Source organism: uncultured Roseobacter sp. (genome assembly GCF_947493125.1).
In the GTDB taxonomy this organism is placed as follows: Bacteria; Pseudomonadota; Alphaproteobacteria; order Rhodobacterales; family Rhodobacteraceae; genus Roseobacter.
In genome coordinates this window covers 199,993-219,778 of sequence record NZ_CANLQB010000006.1, presented here as the reverse complement: position 1 = coordinate 219,778, position 19,786 = coordinate 199,993, and the positions used below count along the sequence as shown (strand labels likewise).

17 protein-coding genes are annotated in these 19,786 nt (G+C 58.1%); 14 read left to right on the top strand and 3 right to left on the bottom strand.

Annotated features, from left to right (window positions below):
- The first annotated feature begins 45 nt into the window (after nucleotides 1-45).
- From Q1A71_RS14730 to Q1A71_RS14705, 6 genes are all read left to right on the top strand, one after another.
- Complete coding sequence (locus Q1A71_RS14730) at nucleotides 46-828, top strand: sulfite exporter TauE/SafE family protein (RefSeq protein ID WP_299677660.1); 783 nt, start codon at nucleotides 46-48, stop codon at nucleotides 826-828.
- A 138-nt stretch (nucleotides 829-966) separates the two neighbouring features.
- A complete protein-coding gene (locus Q1A71_RS14725; RefSeq protein ID WP_299677658.1) occupies nucleotides 967-1,830 on the top strand; it encodes a hypothetical protein in 864 nt (287 codons plus the stop codon).
- Between the two features lie 215 nt (nucleotides 1,831-2,045).
- Nucleotides 2,046-3,428, top strand: coding sequence for a DUF2272 domain-containing protein (locus tag Q1A71_RS14720; RefSeq protein ID WP_299677655.1), 1,383 nt, complete (start codon nucleotides 2,046-2,048; stop codon nucleotides 3,426-3,428).
- A gap of 95 nt (nucleotides 3,429-3,523) precedes the next feature.
- Nucleotides 3,524-5,188 carry a magnesium-protoporphyrin IX monomethyl ester anaerobic oxidative cyclase gene (gene bchE, locus Q1A71_RS14715; RefSeq protein WP_299677652.1) on the top strand — a complete coding sequence of 555 codons (1,665 nt, stop codon included), beginning with the start codon at nucleotides 3,524-3,526 and terminating at the stop codon, nucleotides 5,186-5,188.
- Nucleotides 5,181-5,792: a bacteriochlorophyll 4-vinyl reductase gene (gene bchJ / locus Q1A71_RS14710; RefSeq protein WP_299677649.1), complete on the top strand. Its 612-nt coding sequence runs from the start codon at nucleotides 5,181-5,183 to the stop codon at nucleotides 5,790-5,792. Before bchE ends, bchJ begins: the two co-directional genes overlap by 8 nt.
- A gap of 193 nt (nucleotides 5,793-5,985) precedes the next feature.
- The gene (locus Q1A71_RS14705; protein ID WP_299677646.1) at nucleotides 5,986-7,155 is read left to right on the top strand and encodes a hypothetical protein; all 1,170 of its coding nucleotides are present in this window, start codon (nucleotides 5,986-5,988) and stop codon (nucleotides 7,153-7,155) included.
- 291 nt (nucleotides 7,156-7,446) lie between these two features.
- On the opposite strand, the gene Q1A71_RS14700 is transcribed toward Q1A71_RS14705, so the two are convergent.
- A complete protein-coding gene (locus Q1A71_RS14700) occupies nucleotides 7,447-8,484 on the bottom strand; it encodes a LacI family DNA-binding transcriptional regulator (protein ID WP_299677643.1) in 1,038 nt (345 codons plus the stop codon).
- Nucleotides 8,485-8,597: 113 nt separating this feature from the next.
- Between Q1A71_RS14700 and Q1A71_RS14695 the strand changes: the two genes are divergently transcribed.
- The 6 genes from Q1A71_RS14695 to Q1A71_RS14670 all read left to right on the top strand — a co-directional run bounded on the left by Q1A71_RS14695 (nucleotide 8,598) and on the right by Q1A71_RS14670 (nucleotide 15,391).
- Nucleotides 8,598-10,124 (top strand): sugar ABC transporter ATP-binding protein, encoded by a 1,527-nt coding sequence (locus Q1A71_RS14695; RefSeq protein ID WP_299677640.1) that lies wholly within the window; start codon nucleotides 8,598-8,600, stop codon nucleotides 10,122-10,124.
- The gene (locus tag Q1A71_RS14690) at nucleotides 10,111-11,133 is read left to right on the top strand and encodes an ABC transporter permease (RefSeq protein WP_299677637.1); all 1,023 of its coding nucleotides are present in this window, start codon (nucleotides 10,111-10,113) and stop codon (nucleotides 11,131-11,133) included. Before Q1A71_RS14695 ends, Q1A71_RS14690 begins: the two co-directional genes overlap by 14 nt.
- A 28-nt stretch (nucleotides 11,134-11,161) precedes the next feature.
- Nucleotides 11,162-12,202, top strand: a complete 1,041-nt coding sequence (locus Q1A71_RS14685) for a substrate-binding domain-containing protein (protein ID WP_299677633.1) — start codon at nucleotides 11,162-11,164, stop codon at nucleotides 12,200-12,202.
- Nucleotides 12,203-12,303: 101 nt separating this feature from the next.
- The gene (locus Q1A71_RS14680; RefSeq protein WP_299677630.1) at nucleotides 12,304-13,059 is read left to right on the top strand and encodes an ATP-binding cassette domain-containing protein; all 756 of its coding nucleotides are present in this window, start codon (nucleotides 12,304-12,306) and stop codon (nucleotides 13,057-13,059) included.
- A complete protein-coding gene (locus Q1A71_RS14675) occupies nucleotides 13,059-14,177 on the top strand; it encodes an ABC transporter permease (protein ID WP_299677627.1) in 1,119 nt (372 codons plus the stop codon). Before Q1A71_RS14680 ends, Q1A71_RS14675 begins: the two co-directional genes overlap by 1 nt.
- Before the next feature lie 74 nt (nucleotides 14,178-14,251).
- Nucleotides 14,252-15,391, top strand: a complete 1,140-nt coding sequence (locus Q1A71_RS14670; RefSeq protein WP_299677624.1) for a substrate-binding domain-containing protein — start codon at nucleotides 14,252-14,254, stop codon at nucleotides 15,389-15,391.
- 52 nt (nucleotides 15,392-15,443) lie between these two features.
- Here the strand turns inward: Q1A71_RS14670 and Q1A71_RS14665 are convergent, their stop codons facing one another.
- A complete protein-coding gene (locus Q1A71_RS14665; RefSeq protein WP_299677621.1) occupies nucleotides 15,444-16,073 on the bottom strand; it encodes a PAS domain-containing protein in 630 nt (209 codons plus the stop codon).
- Nucleotides 16,070-17,041, bottom strand: a complete 972-nt coding sequence (locus Q1A71_RS14660) for a pyridoxal-phosphate dependent enzyme (RefSeq protein ID WP_299677618.1) — start codon at nucleotides 17,039-17,041, stop codon at nucleotides 16,070-16,072. Before Q1A71_RS14660 ends, Q1A71_RS14665 begins: the two co-directional genes overlap by 4 nt.
- Before the next feature lie 219 nt (nucleotides 17,042-17,260).
- On the opposite strand from Q1A71_RS14660, the gene Q1A71_RS14655 reads away from it, so the two are divergent.
- Both Q1A71_RS14655 and Q1A71_RS14650 read left to right on the top strand, forming a co-directional pair.
- Nucleotides 17,261-18,805 (top strand): acyl--CoA ligase, encoded by a 1,545-nt coding sequence (locus Q1A71_RS14655; RefSeq protein WP_366140266.1) that lies wholly within the window; start codon nucleotides 17,261-17,263, stop codon nucleotides 18,803-18,805.
- Entirely contained in the window at nucleotides 18,802-19,779 is a 978-nt protein-coding gene (locus Q1A71_RS14650; RefSeq protein ID WP_299677612.1) for a 2-dehydropantoate 2-reductase, read from the top strand. Before Q1A71_RS14655 ends, Q1A71_RS14650 begins: the two co-directional genes overlap by 4 nt.
- Nucleotides 19,780-19,786: the final 7 nt, after the last annotated feature.

Here is a 19,786-nt window from a genome sequence, read left to right as displayed (position 1 = left end):
TTATTTGAGTTCGCTAAATGTGTGATGAACTGATTGGATTTCGTCATGGACCTGAGCGCAACTTTTTATTTCGTTGCAGCGACTGCGGTATTTATCACCGGTATCTCCAAGAGCGGCTTTGGCGGTGGTCTTGGTGTCATGTCAGTGCCCTTAATGAGCCTTTACGTCGCTCCACAGTTCGCGGTGGCCGTGCTTATGCCGATCCTCCTGGCGATGGATTTCATTATCGTCTGGAAGTACCGGTCCCATTGGAACCGGCGCGTCGTGTCCATGTTGCTTCCGGGCGCTGCAGTTGGCCTGGCCGTTGGAGGGATCACCTTTCAGTGGATGAGCGCCGACGTCATCCGCTTTGCCATAGGGGTTTTGGCGTTGCTCTTCGTGGCCCAGTTTGTGCTGGCTCAAAGGAGGGAACGCACACCGGCGACGTCATCCACTTTTGCGATTTTTGGTCTTGGTGCGCTCTCCGGGTTTGCAAGTTTCGTTGCCCATGCCGGTGGCCCGCCCGTCAAAGGAATACTCTTGCGCCAGAACATGGATAAGTCGGTCTTTGTGGGCACAAACACGATGTTCTTCTTTGCGATGAACGCGGTGAAAACACTGGCCTATGGGGCCATGGGGCAGTTCTCCCAAGAGAGCATTTCGGTCAGTTTTGTACTGGCTCCGATGCTGTTTGTGGGAATTGGGCTGGGCTTGTTGCTCCACCGTTTCTTAGCTCCCGCTGTTTTCATCCGCTTGGTCTATGGATTTCTCTTCTTGGCAGGCTCAAAGCTGCTGTTTGACAGCGCGGGCATTATTTGGACGGAATGGATTGCGATCGCACGGTATTGAAAGTTCTGCCACGATCCTAAACCGCGCAGTCAATGAACCGAATTCTGGTTCGACAAAACGACAGTTGATGCAGCCAGATTGCTGCGCCGCCATTCTGATTGCTGCACTGCAACAAGACGCTCGCTTGACGGGAATTGCATGGCTGTGTCACCATCAGTTCATTATTTTAAGTTTTTCAGGCGTTTTGAGATGTCCATTTTTCGTCCATATGCCGTCGTTGCGATGTGCATTTTTGCTATGGGATGTACCGTCCCCGGCTCAACTGCCTTTCAGGATTACAGACAGTCATACGATGCAGCGCGGGACGCTTCCGTGCAAGTCGTCGATGCCTACAACCAGTACGACAAGATGTCCCGAAAGAGGCGGACAGATCCAGCGACGTTCGACCCAGATTTTGCAGACGTTTATTCGCCGAATGCGCTATCGCCGATCAGCCTGACCATTACTGAAGGCTTCGCTGCTGCAACGACCTTCAACGAGGTGCTTGCACGGTATGCCGATAATAGCACCCTAAGCCTGCAACGGGACGAGATCGAGCGTCTGAATGCCGCCTCGGCCAATACAGCGACTTTGATCGCCGGGCAGGGCGCAGGTGCGCAGGTGCGTGCCGTCATTGGCGCAGTTCAGGTGCTCGCCAATCTCTCGCTGGCCCGCGCAGACCAGGATGAGTTCGTGCGCGGAATTCGTGAAAACGCAGCGGCCGTGGATACATTCCTCGGGATCATGCGCGACGATACTGCGGATATGTATCAGACGGCGCGTTTGGCCACCGCCTTGTCCGGTGGCAGTGCAGAGAAGTTGGAGACATTTCGAGGGATGTTGGCCACCTGGGTTCTGATGATTGATCAAACCCGGAAAGATCTGGAAATCCTGAGACTGCGCGCGGAAGCAGGCGGCACCGGACAGTCCGGCTTAAGTCTCTTGGCGGAATCCGCTGAAAACATTGATCGACATGTCACAGAGATTGAGGCCGCATATCGGGCGCTCGTGGGCGTTTTTTGAGAGAATTTCAATTCGATTTTTTGGGAGGCTGAGCCATGTCAGAAAATCCGTATCGATCTGAAATTACTCAGATCGCAACGGCGATTATCGACCTGCAAATGGAGTTGTCGGCAACATCCGGGGCGGACCGTGATCGGTTGCAGACTGAGTTGAACGCAAAGATCGCGATTGCGGATAAGCTTCAGGCCTTGTCCGACGCATGGCGTCTGGGACGGTTGACCCAGGCGGTGAGCGCGCTGCAAGCCCTTGCCGCTTCGGAGTTGGCGAAGCAGGCGCGGGTCGTTGCGCGGCTCAAACGCATGCTGGATGCGCAGGGCGTACCTTCTTCGCCTACGCCTGACATACCTGCCGTCGTTGACGTGGCGCCGGATATCGCACTGCATGTTCAGCAGCCCATCGCACCACAACCTGCGACTGGCGATCACCTGCGCGTCGAAATCACACCACAAGACTTCGACGCCTTGGCCCGTGTTGCGCAAAGCGAAGTAGGCCATTTCGGGAAGTACGGAGCCGATCAATTGATCGGCGGGCTTGAAGCGGTTGTCGAGACGATCCTCAACCGAGTTGTGCATCCCTCTTTTCCGTCCGGCATTCAGGCCGTTGTTGATCAGCCCTTCCAGTTTTCAGCCATCAATTCCGTTGGCAGCTGGTCGGGGCTCACTGCTGCAAAATCACAGATCGAGGGTATTGTTCGCGATTATCTGCAGGCCCGTGTCAACGGTCGGGCCGGGGTGCTCGGTGGCGCCACCCATTTTCTGAACCCGTTTTTGTCGTCGGTGACAGCGTTATCGCAATGGGGAAACCATGTGGTGGCCAATGCTGTTGCGATGTTTGGCGACGAGAGCCGTGAAGACGTTCACTATCACGGGTTTGCGCCGGGAACGCGATTGCCGAAAGCCCACGCAATTCACTTCGGCACGTGGTCCCCGGTATTCGATGGGCGCGGTGCAGGTCCGGGGGTGAGCGGCGTGGTCGGACTGCGCGCCGGTTTGCTTGCGACACTGAATGCCGAGTTGGAACGCTTTGCCAATGGTCGGCATAAAGAAGATGAAGAGCCCCACTTTGCGCGCGTGGGTGACTATTGGAAGGCGCTGGGTCTGCCCTATCATGGCCGGTCAGTCGTCACATTTGCCGATGGAAGCACCGGCAATCCGGCATGGTCCGCCGCATTTATCAGCTGGGCGATCTCCGAACAGGGCGTTGGAGAGACCCGCTTTAAATGTGCGCAGGCGCACTGGAAATACTTCGAGGATCTTGTCGAAGAGCGTCTCGCCTCCCCTCTTTTTGAAGTCATGGATCCTCAAGTGTATCCTCCACGCCCAGGAGATATTGTGCACTACGGTCGGTCCACTGCATCACGCTTTGATCTCGCGGCTGCCTTGGATCACCTGAAGATTGACGGTTACTACCCGTCCCACTCCGATTTCGTGACGGACGTAGATCAAAGCCAAGGCACGATCACGACAGTCGGCGGAAATGTGGAAAACTCAGTCAAGGCGAAGCGACCGACTATCGACGGAAGCGGACTTTTGCAGCCTCGAAGGCAGCGCGGCGAAGACTATCCCTGGATCGCGATATTGCGATTGCGCGATACTTGAAGTCGCCTTAGGCGCGCGAAAAGCGAACAGTTGATCTATGTCAATCCTGTCGGACTGCTATTGTGTAATTTTTGGTTTACACAATGGAGGCGGCTATGCGCATTCTATTCGTCCATCCAAACTATCGATCTGGCGGAGCCGAGATTGCAGGGACGTGGCCGCCCGCTTGGGTGGCATATCTTACGGGACACCTGCGGCAGGCCGGTTTCAGCGATATTCACTTCATTGACGCGATGACCGACAACTTGACCGATGCCGATCTGGCAAGGCGGATGGAGGATCTGAAGCCAGATGTGGTTGGCGTGACAGCGATCACACCATCGATCTATCGCGCAGAAGACGTTCTGAAGGTTGCCAGCGAGGTTGTGCCCGAGGCCGTGCGGGTTCTGGGCGGAGTGCACGCCACGTTCATGTTCAAACAGGTGCTCTCTGAAGCGCCATGGGTTGATGTGGTCGTTCGAGGTGAGGGCGAAGAGATATGCACCGATCTCATGAGGGCGATTCAGGAAGGGCGCTGGCCAGCGGATCGGCGGAAGATCAATGGCTTGGCGTTTCGCGATGGCACTGAGATCATTGCGACACCCGCCGCTTCGACCGTCAAAGATCTCTCTTCTATCAAACCCGACTGGAGCGTGCTCGACTGGGAGAAGTACATCTATATCCCCTTGGGCACGCGGGTAGCGATCCCCAACTTGGCGCGGGGCTGCCCATTCACGTGCTCATTCTGCAGTCAATGGAAGTTCTGGCGCGACTACCGGGTTCGGGACCCACGGGATGTGGTGGATGAGATTGAGGATTTGGTCGAAAACCACGGCGTGGGTTTCTTCATTCTCGCTGACGAAGAGCCCACCATCAACAAGAAGAAGTTCGTCGCCTTCTGTGAGGAACTGATTGACCGTGACCTGCCGAGACGGGTGAAATGGGGTATCAACACCCGCGTGACGGATATCTATCGCGACCGGGACTTGCTGAAGTTTTATCGCAAGGCAGGGCTGGTGCATGTGTCGCTCGGCACCGAAGCCGCAGCGCAGATGAAGCTCGACCAGTTCAACAAGGAGACAAAGGTCGAGGAGAACAAGACCGCCATCAGGTTGTTGCGCGAGGCCGACATTCTGGTCGAGGCTCAGTTCATCGTCGGATTGGATAACGAGACGCCTGAAACGCTCGAAGAGACCTTCCGTATGGCGTGGGACTGGCAGCCTGACCTTGCCAACTGGTCCATGTACACGCCGTGGCCGTTCACGCCGCTGTTTCAGGAGTTGAAGGATCAAGTCCAGATCTACGATTTCTCAAAGTATAATTTCGTCACACCCATTATGAAACCCGCTGCCATGGAACGGGGTGAGTTGTTAGACGGCGTAATGAACAACTATAGGCGGTTCTACTCCCGAAAGGCCTTGTTTCACTATCCATGGCGGGGCACCGGTTTTCGCAGACGGTACCTTTTGGGCTGCCTCTATGCCTTTCTGAAGGCCGGTTTCCAGCGGACATTCTATGATCTTGGCAAAGCCGGGTATTGGGGACCGCAGACGAAAAAGACAGTGGATTTCCATTTCGATGACACACGACAGTTGGCGGAGGCGCAACTGGATGATTGGGAAGCTTCCGCTGATCGCGCGGCCCGTGCCGCCGAGCGGCGCGAGGCTGTGCGCGCCCAGATGAAGGACCGTTCGGTCAATCGTAAGGAGGCATTTCAGATGCCAAACGGTGCCAAGGTCCGGGCGTGCGGCGGAAGCGACGCACAGATTGAGGATGCCTGACACCGCAACTGAGCACCGGGGGCTGATCGGCCCAAATGCGGTCCTACAATTGTTGCCGCATCTCGAAAGCCTCGGCGGGCGTCAGAATATGAAGGCGACGCTTGAGAGGGCGGGCATCCTGGAAATCCCCGACGGCAGACACATGATCCCCGAGGAAGATGCCGCGCGGTTGCACCAGCTTCTGCGTGCCGAGGAGCCGACCGTGGCAACCAGTCTGACGACAGCGGCAGGCCGGGACACGGCAGATTACATTTTGCGTCACCGCATTCCCAAACCGGCGCAATACGTACTGCGGGCGTTGCCCGCCCGACCTGCTGCACGGTTTCTCTCTCGCGCAATCGCAAAACATGCTTGGACATTCGCAGGGTCCGGTGCCTTCTCGGCGTCTGATCCTTGGACCTTCTACATCAAAGATAACCCTGTGATACGCGGCGAGGTTAGCCACACTCCGCTCTGCGCGTGGCACGCCGCTGTCTTTGAGCGCCTCTATCGTCGTTTGGTCCATCCCCACTGCCGTTGCACAGAGATCAGGTGCTGTGCGCAGCGGAACAGCGATTTATGCGAATTTCGTATGTCAATGGAGAGCACGATCAGCGATACTTGAAGACGGGCTCATCCATCCGGCTTCATATTTTTCGAGCGCCAACTGGATGGTTGGCTCAGAGGGACTTGACCCAGACTGGCCCATTGTGCCCCAGCCGCACCCCTAACTTTGCAAAATAGCCGAAACGCCTGTAGGCTGAACGAGCATTTTTTAGATTCGCTTTTGTAACAATTGGTACTTGGAGTGCGTGTTTATGTCAGCCGAGTTTGGGCAAAGCGGATCGGAGCATTCCGTAAAACAAGAAAATCAGCCGACATCCGCAGAGCGCGCGGCACTTCAGATTGACCTGGAGGAACGCTTGGCGACCGCTCGTATCGAACGCGCACGCGTTTTGGCCGAGAAGGGCGCGATAGAGAAGAAACCGCCTGTCACGGCTTTGGCTTTCCGAGATAGTGCAGCAAAGACATCAGACTTCGCCCCTAAGCTTGCGGCACCGAAAACATCTGCTGTATCGGTGCCTGCACAAGCAGGTCATCATTCGGCGTCGGGACTCTTGGCAACGGACCGGAATCCGGCAACCGCGTCTATCAATGCTGAAGCCCGCCAAGGGTGGCGTATCCCCCTGCCCGTGGTTGTTGCTTTCGCCGCATTCTTTGGTCTTGGCTTCGGCATGGTGTTGAGCCTTGGACTTGTTGTTGGTTTAGGCTGGGTGTCGCTGTCTGATCTGAAAAACGTTTCGTTCAAAAGTATTGCTTTGAACGGATCTACAGTACCGCTGATTGTTTTTGATGGCGACCGCGTTGCTCTTGCGGCCCTTGATGAGGCTCCGACCGTGTCGGGAGTATTATGGTCGGATTTAGTTTCAAGTGGGCCGTTCAAGGTCGCGCCGTCTTTGCCAGGTGTCGCGAGGGACCTGGGCCAACTTGGATCAATCGGGATGTCGCCGGCGCCTCAACCGAAGGTCGGCGGGCACATGGATGTTTCGTTCCCGCCACCAACGCAGCAATCGGACGTTTCTGTGACTGCATCCGAGATGCGGAAGCCGACGGTGTTCAGGCATCCGGCCTACGCCCGCACCCGCGCCCACGAGGATCTCTTGCCGATTTACTTCGATAGCAATCTCATCGAAGCCGCTGTTTTGTCGACTGTCATGTCGAGTTTAGAGATCGACGGCACCACCCCCACGCCAGCACAAAGTGCAAGGACCCATTCGAAGTACGGTGGTAAGCCGGTCTTGATGCGTCCTCAAAACGATTTGGCACCGATTGTGGCCGACCGCTCCCCGCCAAAACCGACTCTGACATCAATCGATGGTGCGACTTTTGGTCAAAGGACCACGGTTGAAGACGTTGGGCGTGTTGTTGGTATGGCGTTGGATGTCGCGCCGAATGCAATTCCCCCGGTGCATGTGTCGGATGATTGAACCCGCATTGAATTGCCACACGGGTGGTATCGCTCTCGTCGGAGATGCCACCCGAACGCTTGGCTATGTTCGGTTTGCAAAGGCCCCTTTGGGCAAATTCTGGTAAAGCGCTCACCACCGCCCAACCAAAAAGACGCAGACTTATGCCACCGCTGCTGACATCACACAAACCAAAGCAGATCGAGGCTGCGGGTTGGGGTTCCCCGCCGGGCCGGTGGGCTGGTCAGGTCGCGACCGGAGAAGGTTCGTGTGACGTCGCTTCTGGGCGCTCATTTGCCTTTGTATCACGACCTAGTTGGCCAACGCAGATCTGACAGTTGAGCCAGGTATCAGGCGGAACCCGATGTCGCGGCAGGCCGCGACCGGCTCATCTGAGAGCCGCGCCAGCATCATCTCGGCGGCGACCTGACCGAGCTTGAGATGTGGGACATGCATTGAGGTCAAGCGACGGCGCATAACGGCAGCGACGGGCAGGTCGCCCCAGCCCGCAATTCCCATGTCGTCTGGAATCCGCATGCCTTTGGCTTCACAAAACTGCAAGCCGCCGAAGGCCATCGCGTCGTTCTGGAAGTAGATGCATTCGATCCCGTGGGCGCCGCCAAGCAGTTGTTCCGTCCCATAGTATCCGGGATAGTACGTGGCGGTGTCATGAAGGCAAAGTTGACGCGCCACGGTTCCGCCACTGCCCTCAACAGCTTTGCAGAATCCATCCAGTCGAGCGGATGCGGCGTTTGCGGTGTCGTGCGAGGTGCCGACATATCCGATTGTTCGATAGCCTTGCCCAACGATGAACCGCCCCATTTCGAACCCGCTATCGAAGTGATTGATGCCGACGCTCATGTCCATTGGACTGGAGTTCAGATCCCAAATCTCGACAATTGGCACATTCGCATTCCGAAGCATGTCCAGGGCACGCTTGGAGTGATAGCGACCCGTCAGGATGAGACCCGCCGGCTGCCAAGACAAAACAGTCCGGATCCAGTTCTCTTCTTCAAGCTGGGTGTGCTGGGTCAGGCCAAGTACCGACTGATGTCCAAAGGCGCCAAGTTTGCGATCAATTCCTTCAAGAACCTGCGCGAACACTTCGTTCCCTAGGTCTGGGATGGAAACGCCTACGAAGGTCGATGTCTTGTCACCAGCAAAAACGGTCGCAAGCCGATTCGGCAGATACCCAAGCGCATCCACTTTTTCCATCACTTTGGCTCGGGTCTGCTCGGAATACCCGCCCTCACCCCGCAGAACCCGACTGGCCGTCATTTTTGAGACACCGGCCTCCCGCGCCACCTCAGACAGGCTTACCTTGCTGTTTTTGCTCTTTTTTTCGCTCATATTCACCAGCGTACGTTACGGGTAACTTCAGGCTTGACAGAGTCGACTGTTATGACAAGCATTAGCGTAACGTTACGGGTAACTCAACTGCCTGGGCGTGGGAGGAATTTGGGATGCAGAACCTGCAATCAGGTCTGTTCTTTGATGGCATCGAGAAACATTTCGGCGGGACCTATGCGCTGAAGGACGTGTCGTTGTCCGTTGGGCGCGGTGAGATTGTCGCGCTGCTTGGCGAGAACGGCGCCGGAAAGTCGACCTTGATCAAGGTGCTGGGCGGCATCCACATGCCAGATCGGGGGCGGGTCCTGATCGACGGAGAGCCCTACCAGCATCGACCGGCAGGTTTCGGCGAGCGTCAGAAAGTTGCCTTCATCCACCAGGATCTCGGCCTCATCGAATGGATGACCGTTGCCGAGAACATTGCTCTGGCACTGGGTTTTGCAAAACGCAGCGGAATGATCCGCTGGGGCGAGGTGGAGCGCTTTGCCACCGAGGCCCTGAAGAGAGTCGATTGCGAGTTCGAACCGACAACCCGCGTGGAGAATTTGAGTAGGACTGAAAAGTCATTGGTCGCGATTGCGCGTGCCCTGGCAGTGGACAGCGAATTTCTCGTTCTTGATGAGCCAACCGCCTCACTACCGGCCGATGAAGTGCATCGCTTGTTTGCGGCGATCCGGCCTCTGCGCGACCGTGGTGTGGGGATGATTTATGTCAGCCACCGGCTTGACGAAATCTTTGAGATTGCCGACCGCGTCGCTGTTCTGCGCGACGGAGAGATGGTCGGTGTTCGCAACATCGATCACACCACGCCGGAAGAACTGGTACAAAAGATAGTTGGACGCAAAACCCGCGAAACGGTGCGGGCGACAGAAGCCTTGGGGCGCGAGATATTGGCCCTGAACGGCTTTCAGGTTGGCGACGTAGGGCCGTTGGCGTTTTCTTTGTGTCAAAATGAAATTGTTGGTCTGGTTGGTTTGCGCGGCGCTGGGCACGAGGCGATCTCGAGAGCACTTTTTGGTCTTATGCCCTTCTCGGGTCAGGTGACGTTGAAGGGCGAGGCGCCGAAGCTCGCCTCCCCCCAGGACGCCATGGCGGCCGGCATCGGTCTTGTCGCGAAGGATCGCACCGAAGAGTCGGTGGCGATGAGCCTGTCGATCCGTGAAAATACTTTTCTCAACCCGGATGGGATTGGGCGCAGCCTGCTGAATATGCTGGCGCCGAGAGCGGAAGCTGAGCAGGCCGCGATCATAGGGGCAGAGTTGGGCTTGTCTCCCAATGATCCGGAACTCGCGATTGAGGCGCTGTCAGGTGGGAACCAGCAGAAGGTTGTGCTGGGCCGATGGCTTGCAACCAAACGGACGCTACTGCTCTGCGAAGACCCGACCGCAGGTGTCGATGTCGGCGCAAAATCCGAGATCTATACGTTGCTCAACTGTGCCTTGGCGGATGGAGTCGGCATCTTGATGATCTCCACTGATTTCGAAGAAATCGCCACAATCTGTCACCGTGCCGTGGTGTTCAGCCAAGGTGCGATTGTGGATGAACTGTCCGGAACGCGGCTCAGCACCGAGAATCTGATCCAGGCGGCCTCTGCTGGAAACATGTCAAAAACGAAGGACGGACCTCATGCAATCGCTTGACTCGAACGCGTTGGAGCCGACCAAGGCGGAGTTGCGTGGACTATCGTTCGGAAGGCGCCTGATGCGGTTTCTGCCCGTCTATGGTTTGGTGATCCTGACCGTGTTTTTGATCGGTCTGTTCTCGATCCTTCTCCCGAACACCTTTCCGACCATGTTGAACCTGCGCGCTATCGTGAGCGACAAGGCAATCATCGCGCTGCTGAGCCTCGGGGCCATGATTCCGATGGCAGCAGGGCGGATCGACCTGACGGTCGGGTACGGGATCGTCCTGTGGCATATTCTGGCGATCAGTCTTCAGACCCTTTTGGGGTTACCCTGGCCTATTGCGGTGGCGACCGTTCTTCTTTTGGGCGCCATTACAGGGTTCCTGAACGGCTTGCTGGTTGAAGTCGCCAAAATCGACAGTTTCATTGCGACGCTTGGGACCGGCACAGTGCTCTATGCGTTGGCGCTGTGGCACACGGGCGGACGGCAGATGGTGGGTATCTTACCCGATGGCTTCTACGCTCTGAACAACACCTTCGTTTTCGGTCTGCCGATCACAGGGTACTATCTGCTGGCCATCACGGTCGTGATGTGGCTGGTGCTCGAATACACACCGGTCGGCCGGTATCTCTATGCAATCGGCGCCAACCAGCGCGCGGCGCAGCTGAACGGTATCCCAACCCGGAAATACGTGATCGGCGCCTTTGTCGCCTCCGGCACGATGACCGCGCTCGCGGGTGTGCTCCTTGCCGCAAAGCTGCGGATCGGGCAGGCCAGTGTCGGGTTGGAGTTTCTGCTACCCGCCCTTGTCGGCGCGTTCTTGGGCTCCACCACCATCAAACCAGGTCGCGTCAATGTCTGGGGTACTGTCGTGGGGGTCGCGATCCTGGCGGTTGGGATCTCGGGGATCCAACAGTTTGGCGGATCGTTCTGGGTCGAGCCGCTTTTCAACGGCGTCACGCTTCTGATCGCCATTGGTATAGCGGGTTATGCGCAGCGTCGCAAAGGCGCTGAGAAGCGCTGAGCACAACAAAATTCAAAGGGAGGACAACATGAAGAAGAGAACATTTCTGACGGGGCTTTTGGCCACGACTGCGATGACAGGTACGGCGGTCTGGGCTGCCGAGTGGGACGGCCCCACCACAGGGCCGACAGCGGCCGAAGGCAAATCAATCGTTGTAGTTGCGGGAGATCTCAAGAATGGCGGTATTCTTGGGGTAACCGAAGGTGTCGAAGAGGCGGCCGCCAAGATCGGCTGGGATGTGCGCGTTCTCGACGGTGCAGGCTCGATCCAAGGGCGCACGGGCGCCATCGGACAAGCATTGGCGCTTCAGCCCGATGGGATCATCATCAACGGTTTTGATGCCGTCGAACAGCAAGCGGCCTTGGAAGGCGTGGTCGCGGCCAACATTCCGATGGTCGCCTGGCACTCCGGTCCCAAGATCGGCTGTGATGCGCCCGGCGGAATCTTTGCCAATGTTTCAACCGATGCGATGACCGTATCAGAGGTTGCGGCGGAATGGGCGCTGGAGGATGGCGGTCAGGATATTGGTGTGGTGATCTTCACCGACTCAACCTATCAGATCGCGATCGATAAAGCGGACCGCCTGAAGGAGACGGTCGAAGCGGCGGGAGGCACCGTACTTGAATACGTGGACACGCCCATCGCTGACACGTCCAGCCGTATGGGCCCGCTGACGACGAGCCTGCTGCAAAAGTACGGCGAAAGCTGGACCCACGCTCTGGCGATCAACGATCTCTATTTCGACTTCATGGGCCCATCCCTCGCCGCAGCGGGACTGTCCCCTGACAAAGGGCCGCAAGCCGGGTCCGCCGGCGATGGGTCGGAGGCCGCCTTTCAGCGGATTAGGTCAGGCGGCTATCAGTCGGTGACGGTTGCAGAACCGCTGAACCTGCAAGGCTGGCAGTTGGTCGACGAGCTCAACCGTGCCGTTCAAGGCGAGGCCTGCTCTGGTTATGTCACCTCGCCTGCTTTGGTGACAGCAGAAGGGCTGGAAAAGTTGGGGGATAGCAACTCCTTCGATCCGGATATCCCCTACCGGGAATCCTACGCCGAGATTTGGGGCAAGTAAGCTCCAACTCCTAAAGGTCCTCGCAGGGATGCGTGGGCCTACTCCCTCTAGCGGTCGGCCTGACTGCCCCGTGAAACAGCAACTCGGCGAAGGAGCTTCCCTTGTCTGACCCCCTTGTCAAAATGCGCGGCATTACAAAGCGCTTCGGCGGCGTGACGGCCCTGGCTAACGTCGATCTGGCTGCCTATGCCGGCGAGGTTCTGGCCATCGTCGGTGACAATGGTGCGGGCAAATCCACTCTAATCAAAGTGCTGACCGGAGTTTACCAGCCTACAGAAGGCGAAATTTTTCTCGATGGACAGAAGGTGGATTTCGCAAGCCACGCCGAGGCCATCGAGAGGGGTATCGATGCCGTGTATCAAACCTTGGCTCTGGCAGATCACCTCGATCCCGCGGCCAACATGTTTCTTGGCAATGAACTGACCAAAACAGTGTTCGGTGTGCCGATACTCGACAACAAGCGTATGCGCAGCGAGACCGAGCGCGTGCTAATGGACAGGCTTGGAGTGACACTGAAATCGCTTGATGCGCCGACCGAAAGCCTGTCCGGAGGACAGCGTCAGGCCGTCGCGATCGCACGCGCGGTTTACCATGAAGGTTTGCGGGTGCTGGTGATGGACGAGCCGACCGCGGCCCTCGGTCCACAAGAAACCGCGCGCACGCTGAAGCTGATCCAGACTTTGAAGGCGCAGGGACTGGCGGTCATCCTGATCAGCCATTCGCTGGACGATGTCTTTGAGGTCTCAGACCGCATCCATGTGCAGCGTCGCGGCCAATGCGTCGGCCGCGTTGTGACCGCCGAGAGCAACACACAAGAGGTCCTTGGCCTCATCGTCGGTGCAGAGGAGGCCGCCTGATGACATCCGCAACCGCCAAACCCCCGCTGACCGAACGGCTGGAGCCTTACATCGCGATCATCGGGCCGATGGTCATGATCCTGGCGATCCTGATCTTCATGGGGATCGCCGAGCCAGCGCGCTATTTCCGCGCCACCAATCTCAATCTTATTCTGTTGGACGCAGCCCTCTACATGCCGATGGCGATGGCCATGACCTTCGTAATCACCTTGCGGGGTATTGATCTGTCCATTGGTTCGATTGCGGCCCTCTCGGGCATCCTAATGGCTTTCCTCATCAAGCAATACGGCTTCTCGGTCTATGTCGCCGTTCCCATCGCCATCATGCTGGGCGCGCTCATGGGCTTGCTGAATGGCCTGATCATCACGCGTTTCAACGTGCCTGATTTGATCGGCACGCTGGCCATGGACCTCGTCTACCGCGGATTTGCCCTTGTGTTGGCGAAGGGGCTCGTGCTTGCACGCTTCCCCGATTTTCTCACTGACATGGGGCGCGGGCAGATACCCGGGTTTGTTCCCATCCCTGTCCTGATCGGCACCGCGACCATGATTGCAGGTTACATCCTTCTGACCCGCACCTATTTCGGGCGCTATACCATCGCCATCGGATCCAACCCGGAAGCGGCGGAACTCACCGGCATCGCTGTGAATCGCCACAAGGTCTACGCATACGTACTCTGTGGGGCCTGTGCGGCTCTTGGGGGTGTGATGCTGACGGGCAAGCTCAATGCGATCCAGGCGACCTCCGCACCTTATTTCAACCTGCATGTTATCGCCGCCGTCGTGGTCGGGGGCACCTCCCTCTTCGGTGGGCGCGCGTCCATGCTTGGGTCCTTTGCGGGTGTGCTCCTCCTGTCGATGATGATCAACGCTCTGGTGACGCTGAGGATCGAGTTCTTCTGGCAGTCTGTGGCGTCGGGGGTCGTGATTGTCAGCTCCGTCGCACTCTATGCCTGGATGCAGAAAAAGGACCGCGACGGAGCAGGAGGATGGTTGGCCGGCCTGGGCACGCCGGATGGACAAAAAATGCTGCGCTTTAGCGCGGCGCTTCTGGGCATCCTGATCGCCCTTTTGGCGATCGGAGCCATGTTTGCCGGCAGCCCAAATCCAAGCGGCTGACGGCACGACATGAGGGGCGGTTTGGCGCAGCGCGCTGATGGAAAGCCCCGGAATTTTCAAAGGGAGGAACGTAGATGAAACGACTTATAACCACAGGGCTCTTGGTAAGTATGACCCTGACGGGTGCAGCCCTTGCAGATGGGCATTTACCACTGAAAGAGCTGCCGGATGTCGGCGACCGCGACTATTGGGTGCCGGACGAGGTGAACGCCGAGGGCAAACTGGAGGCTTTGCAGGAGGTTGTAGGCTCCGCAGCGCAAACCTTCTCCGGCACGCAGGACGCTCCAATCCAGATTGCACTGATCTACCCGTCCGCGGATACGTCGGATTTCTGGGCCCGCAACTACCTGGCACTGACCAAGCGTCTGGATGAACTGGGGATCGAGTACGAAACCACGGAGTTCGCAAGCCGTCAGATCGAGCACTCGCTGCAATCGACGTATGCAAACCAGGTGGAGCAGGACGCGGATCTTTACGACTACGTCATTTTCGGCCCGTCGGAGCTGGCAATTCAAGCGGACAATATCGACAAGCTTTCCGCGAACGAAGGCTTCAGCACCTACGTGTGGGCGTTCCATACTCCGCTCAAGGATTTGGCGAACCAGCCGGATGCCTGGTTTGACTTTTCCTCTGCGGCAGGCGCGCTGACAATGTGCGACTATATGATCGGTCGTTTGGGCGAAGGTGTGACCATGGCGATGAACCGCGGGATTCCGGGCATCACCGACAACCAGCGCTCGGGTGACTTCAAATCCTGTGTGGAAGAAAAAGCGGGCTGGACCACAGTCTATGAGCACTATGGCGAGTATCAGCGTGAAGGCGGCTTTGAAGGCACCTCGCTGATCATGCAGGCCTATCCCGAGGCCACCACCATCCACAACGCCAATACCGCTATGGCGATGGGCTCGGTCGAGGCGCAGGTCGCCATGGGCAAGGAGAAGGATATCTTCTCGACAGGCTGGGGTGGCACGGGCCTTGAACTCGAAGCCATCCGTCGCGGCGAGTTGGATGCGACACCCATGCGGATGGGCGACGATGTGGGTGCGGCAACCGCTGAAGCGATCAAAGCCGACTTGGAAGGGCGCGCGGATGAGTTGCCGTTCGTCTTCCTGGGCCGGATCACCGTGGCGCATGACGAGATGAGTGTGGAAGAGATCGACGCTTTGGAGCAGGAAGCGTTCCGCTTCTCCGGCGTGGGCGCGCTCGAGCGTTAGACCTCACTGGGGGCATCAACACGATCGATGCCCCCAGCACCCCCCGATATTGTCAGCCGGTCGACGTCTGGGCCACCGAAATCGTCTTCAAATCCTGATAAACGGTTGCCCGGCTGACGCCCAAAGCCCGTGCCACTGACTGCGCTGCGCGTTTCCGCTCGAAGGTGCCTTGCCGTGCAAGTTCAGACAGAAGCGCTTGCCGGTCGCCCGGTTGCAAATCCTTCAAGAGAATTCCGCGCGTGGTACACCAGCTTGCGACATGTCCATGCATGTCCTCCACCCAGTCGTTGGCGAGCGGATGCTCTGCCTCTGACGCAGGGACCGACGTGAGCGCGGCAAGCACGGCCTTCGCGGTTTCGAATTGAGACATATCGACGTTGATACACAGCAAGCCGTCTGCAGCACCTCCGGCGTCTCTCAACACCACGCTGATCGATTTGACGGCCCGTCCATCCGGCATGGTCTTGCGATAGGGCCCGTGCACATCTTCGGTCCAATCCTCGACCCCCAATTCTTCGAGGTAGGACGGGTCGCCTGTCTCGCGGCCGGACTGCAAGCCATCAACGTAAGCGACTGTCCCTGATGTTAAATCATGCAGGACGACCTCGCAGAAGGGGGAGAACAACTGGACAACGGCGCGCGCGAATGCCTGGCGCTCAGCGCTTTTTGGGTTTGGTCTCATACCGGACCGCCGATCACGGGCAGGATCGTCTCCCTGTCGAAGTTCGCGCCGCAAAGAACCACGACACTGGTCAGACCTGCGTAGCGCTCACGGTTCGCCCGCCAGGGTGCGAGGGCCAACCCGGCCGACCCCTCGACCAGCATTTTCTCTTCCCAGGCGATTGAGCGTACACCGTCCGCGATGTCGTTCTCAGAGCACGTCAGAAGCTCATCAACGACTTCGGTGGCCAGTCCGAGCGTGACTGCTCCGTCATCTATGCTGCCTGCACAACCGTCCGCCAGCGTCTCGCTGTGTGTCACCTCCACAACTTCGCCCGCCCGGATACTGGCATCCAGCGCTGCGGAATGTGCGGTGCTCACGCCGATGATCCGGGTCTGCGGCGAAAAAGCTTTCAGGACCGAGCCAATACCAGAGATCAAACCACCGCCGCCCATGGCGACAAATACCATGTCAAGGTGCGGGACCTGTTGCATCAGTTCCAGCCCAATCGTGCCCTGACCGGCGATGACGGTCTCGTCATTGTAGGGCGAGACATAAACCTTACCCTCTGTTTCTGCCAGAGCACGCGCATGTTGTTCAGCCAGCCCAGAGTCGTCCGAGTGCAGGATGGTCTCGACGCCAAGCGCTTCGATCTTGTTGAGTTTTTCTTTGGCAACCGTTTCCGGCAGCACAACACTCAGCTTATGTCCAGTGATCGTTGCGGCGGTGCTGAGCGCCAGCCCGTGGTTGCCGGACGAGGCAGTTATGATCGGGACATCGGTATTGAGGGTGGTCAGCTTAGACAACGCGCCTCGAAACTTGAATGACCCGGTGCGCTGAAAATTCTCGGCCTTGAACAGCAACTGCGTCCCGTCGGTGAAAGCCCGACGGGATGGCAGACATGGCGTCTTATGTAAATAAGGCGCGATGCGTCGGTGGGCTGCGACTGAAAGGGCTGCTTGGTTCAAGACGGCAGGTGATGCGCGCATAATGTCTTCGGGCCTGACTATCCGGTTGCAAGATCAAAGTTGGTTACTAGGTACATCTAACTTTTTGTCTAATTTTGGAATAAATGTAAAGATGTGGATTCATCTTGGTCCAACCATCAAGAGGACCCCGCAGTCCGGTGGCTGCATAGCAAAAGCTTAGCTATTGCGATTTGTTGTCAGCAGGCTATGTCCTTTCACGACGATTTGGGGAGGACTATCGTGCCGGAAACTCTTAATGATCTCATCTCTGATCATCCGCCGACCGCGCTTGCGCTGGGAGCTCCTGGCCGGGATTGGCTGACTTATGGTGATCTGCGATCTCTGTCTGACACAGTTGGCCAAGCCCTTGGAGATGTCGGCATAGGCGTGGGAGACAGGGTCGCGATCGTCTTGCCGAACGGCCCCGAAATGGCGTCGGCATTCTTCACCATCGCACAAACAGCCGTCACGGCGCCACTGAACCCCGCCTATCGGGAAGATGAGTTCGCGTTCTATCTCGAGGATCTGCAGGCCAAAGCTCTGGTTCTGCTTGCAGGCGATGAAGGTCCGGCCTTTGCCGCAGCGAGCAAGCTCGGCATTGCGATCTTGCGCCTCGGATGGGACGAGGCAACCCCCGCAGGAAGCTTCGTGCTCCGCGCCGAAGAGACCGTTGAAGCAGGCGCGCAATCCAAGCCGTCGGTCTCAGATGTTGCTTTGATCCTGCACACATCGGGCACGACCTCGCGCCCCAAAATCGTGCCACTGCTGCAATCTAACATTGCGGCCTCTGCGCGGAACATTGCGACGTCGCTGAACCTGACGCCTGATGACAGATGCCTCAACGTCATGCCGCTCTTTCACATCCACGGGCTCGTCGCGGCCGTGTCGGCGACATTTGCCGCGGGCGGACAGGTCTGGTGCGCGCCGGGTTTCGATGCATTGAAGTTCTTCGGATGGGTCCGTGATGCCGATCCAACGTGGTACACAGCGGTTCCCACCATGCATCAGGCAATCCTTTCCCGCGCGGGTCGCAACGCCGAGGTGATCGAAAACGCACGCCTGCGCTTCTTGCGGTCGTCTTCGGCATCCCTGCCGGGACCGGTGATGACACAGCTTGCAGAGACTTTCGGCGCGCCGGTGATCGAGGGGTATGGCATGACCGAAGCTGCGCACCAGATGTGCTCCAACCCGTTGCCGCCGGGCGTCCAGAAGCCCGGTGCTGTCGGGCTGCCGGCGGGTCCTGAAGTGCGCATCGCCCATGAGAGCAATCCGGAGCTGCTCGATGCTGACGCAGTCGGTGAGGTTGTGATTTCCGGTCCGAATGTCACTCCCGGCTATGAAAGTAACCCGTCTGCCAACGCGAGCGCGTTTTTTGAAGCCGAGGGAAAGCGTTGGTTCCGCACGGGCGATCAAGGCGCTTTCGACGCCGATGGCTATCTTGCTCTCACCGGTCGGTTGAAAGAGATCATCAACCGTGGCGGTGAGAAGGTCAGCCCGTTGGAAGTCGACGATGTGCTTTCCGCGCACCCCGGCGTGGCTCAAGCGCTGACATTTGCCGTGCCGCACGCGAAGCTCGGAGAGGAAGTCGCAGCAGCGATTGTGCTCCGGGAAGGCATGGAGATTGGGGAACGCGACATCCGCGATTTTGCTTCTGAACGTCTGGCCGACTTCAAGGTGCCGCGCAAGGTGATCATTCTCGACGAAATCCCGAAGGGAGCGACCGGCAAGCTCCAGCGTATCGGGCTCGCTGAAAAACTCGGTTTGGTCGAAGAAGCGGCGTCATGAAGATCTGCATCTTTGGAGCCGGCGCCATCGGCGGTTACATGGGCGCCAAACTTGCACAGGCAGGGGCCGATGTCAGCCTCGTGGCCCGGGGCCCTCACCTCGCAGCTATGCAGGCCAATGGCCTCACGCTGATAGAGGAAAACGTACAAAGCACTATGCCCGTAACCGTATCGGAAGACCCGAACGACCTTGGCCCTCAGGACTATGTGATTGTCACCCTAAAAGCGCACTCCGTGCCGCCTGTCGTCGACAAAATGAAACCCCTGATCGGCCCGGATACGACGATTGTGTCTGGCGTGAACGGTGTGCCCTGGTGGTATTTCCACAAGATCGGTGGTGACCTGGAGGGGACGCGTCTGGCGACCGTTGATCCGGGTGATGTGCAATGGAATGGCTTCGGTCCGGACCGCGTACTGGGCTGCGTGGTCTACCCGGCGGCCGAGGTGAGTGAACCCGGCGTGGTCAAGCACATCGAAGGCAATCGCTTTTCATTGGGCGAGCCCGATGGAACCAAATCCGACCGTGCGCTGGCCCTCTCCAAAGCGCTGAGTGCAGCGGGCCTCAAAGCCCCCGTACGTCCCAAGCTGCGGGATGAGATCTGGGTCAAGCTCTGGGGCAACCTGTCGTTTAATCCCATTTCGGCTCTCACCCATGCGACACTGGACGTGCTCTGCACAGATCCTGGAACCAGAGGTGTTGCGCGCAACATGATGGTCGAAGCGCAACAGATCGCCGAGAAGCTTGGCGTGAAATTTCCCATCGACGTGGACCGCCGCATTCAGGGCGGTGCGGATGTGGGCGCGCATCGGACGTCGATGCTGCAGGATCTGGATGCCGGGCGACCGATGGAGATCGACGCGCTGGTGGGATCCGTTCAGGAGTTGGGCCGCGTGACGGACACACCGACGCCAACCATCGACACAGTGCTGTCGCTGATTCAACTCCGCGGGCGTGTCGCGGGCCTCTACAACTGAGCGCGCT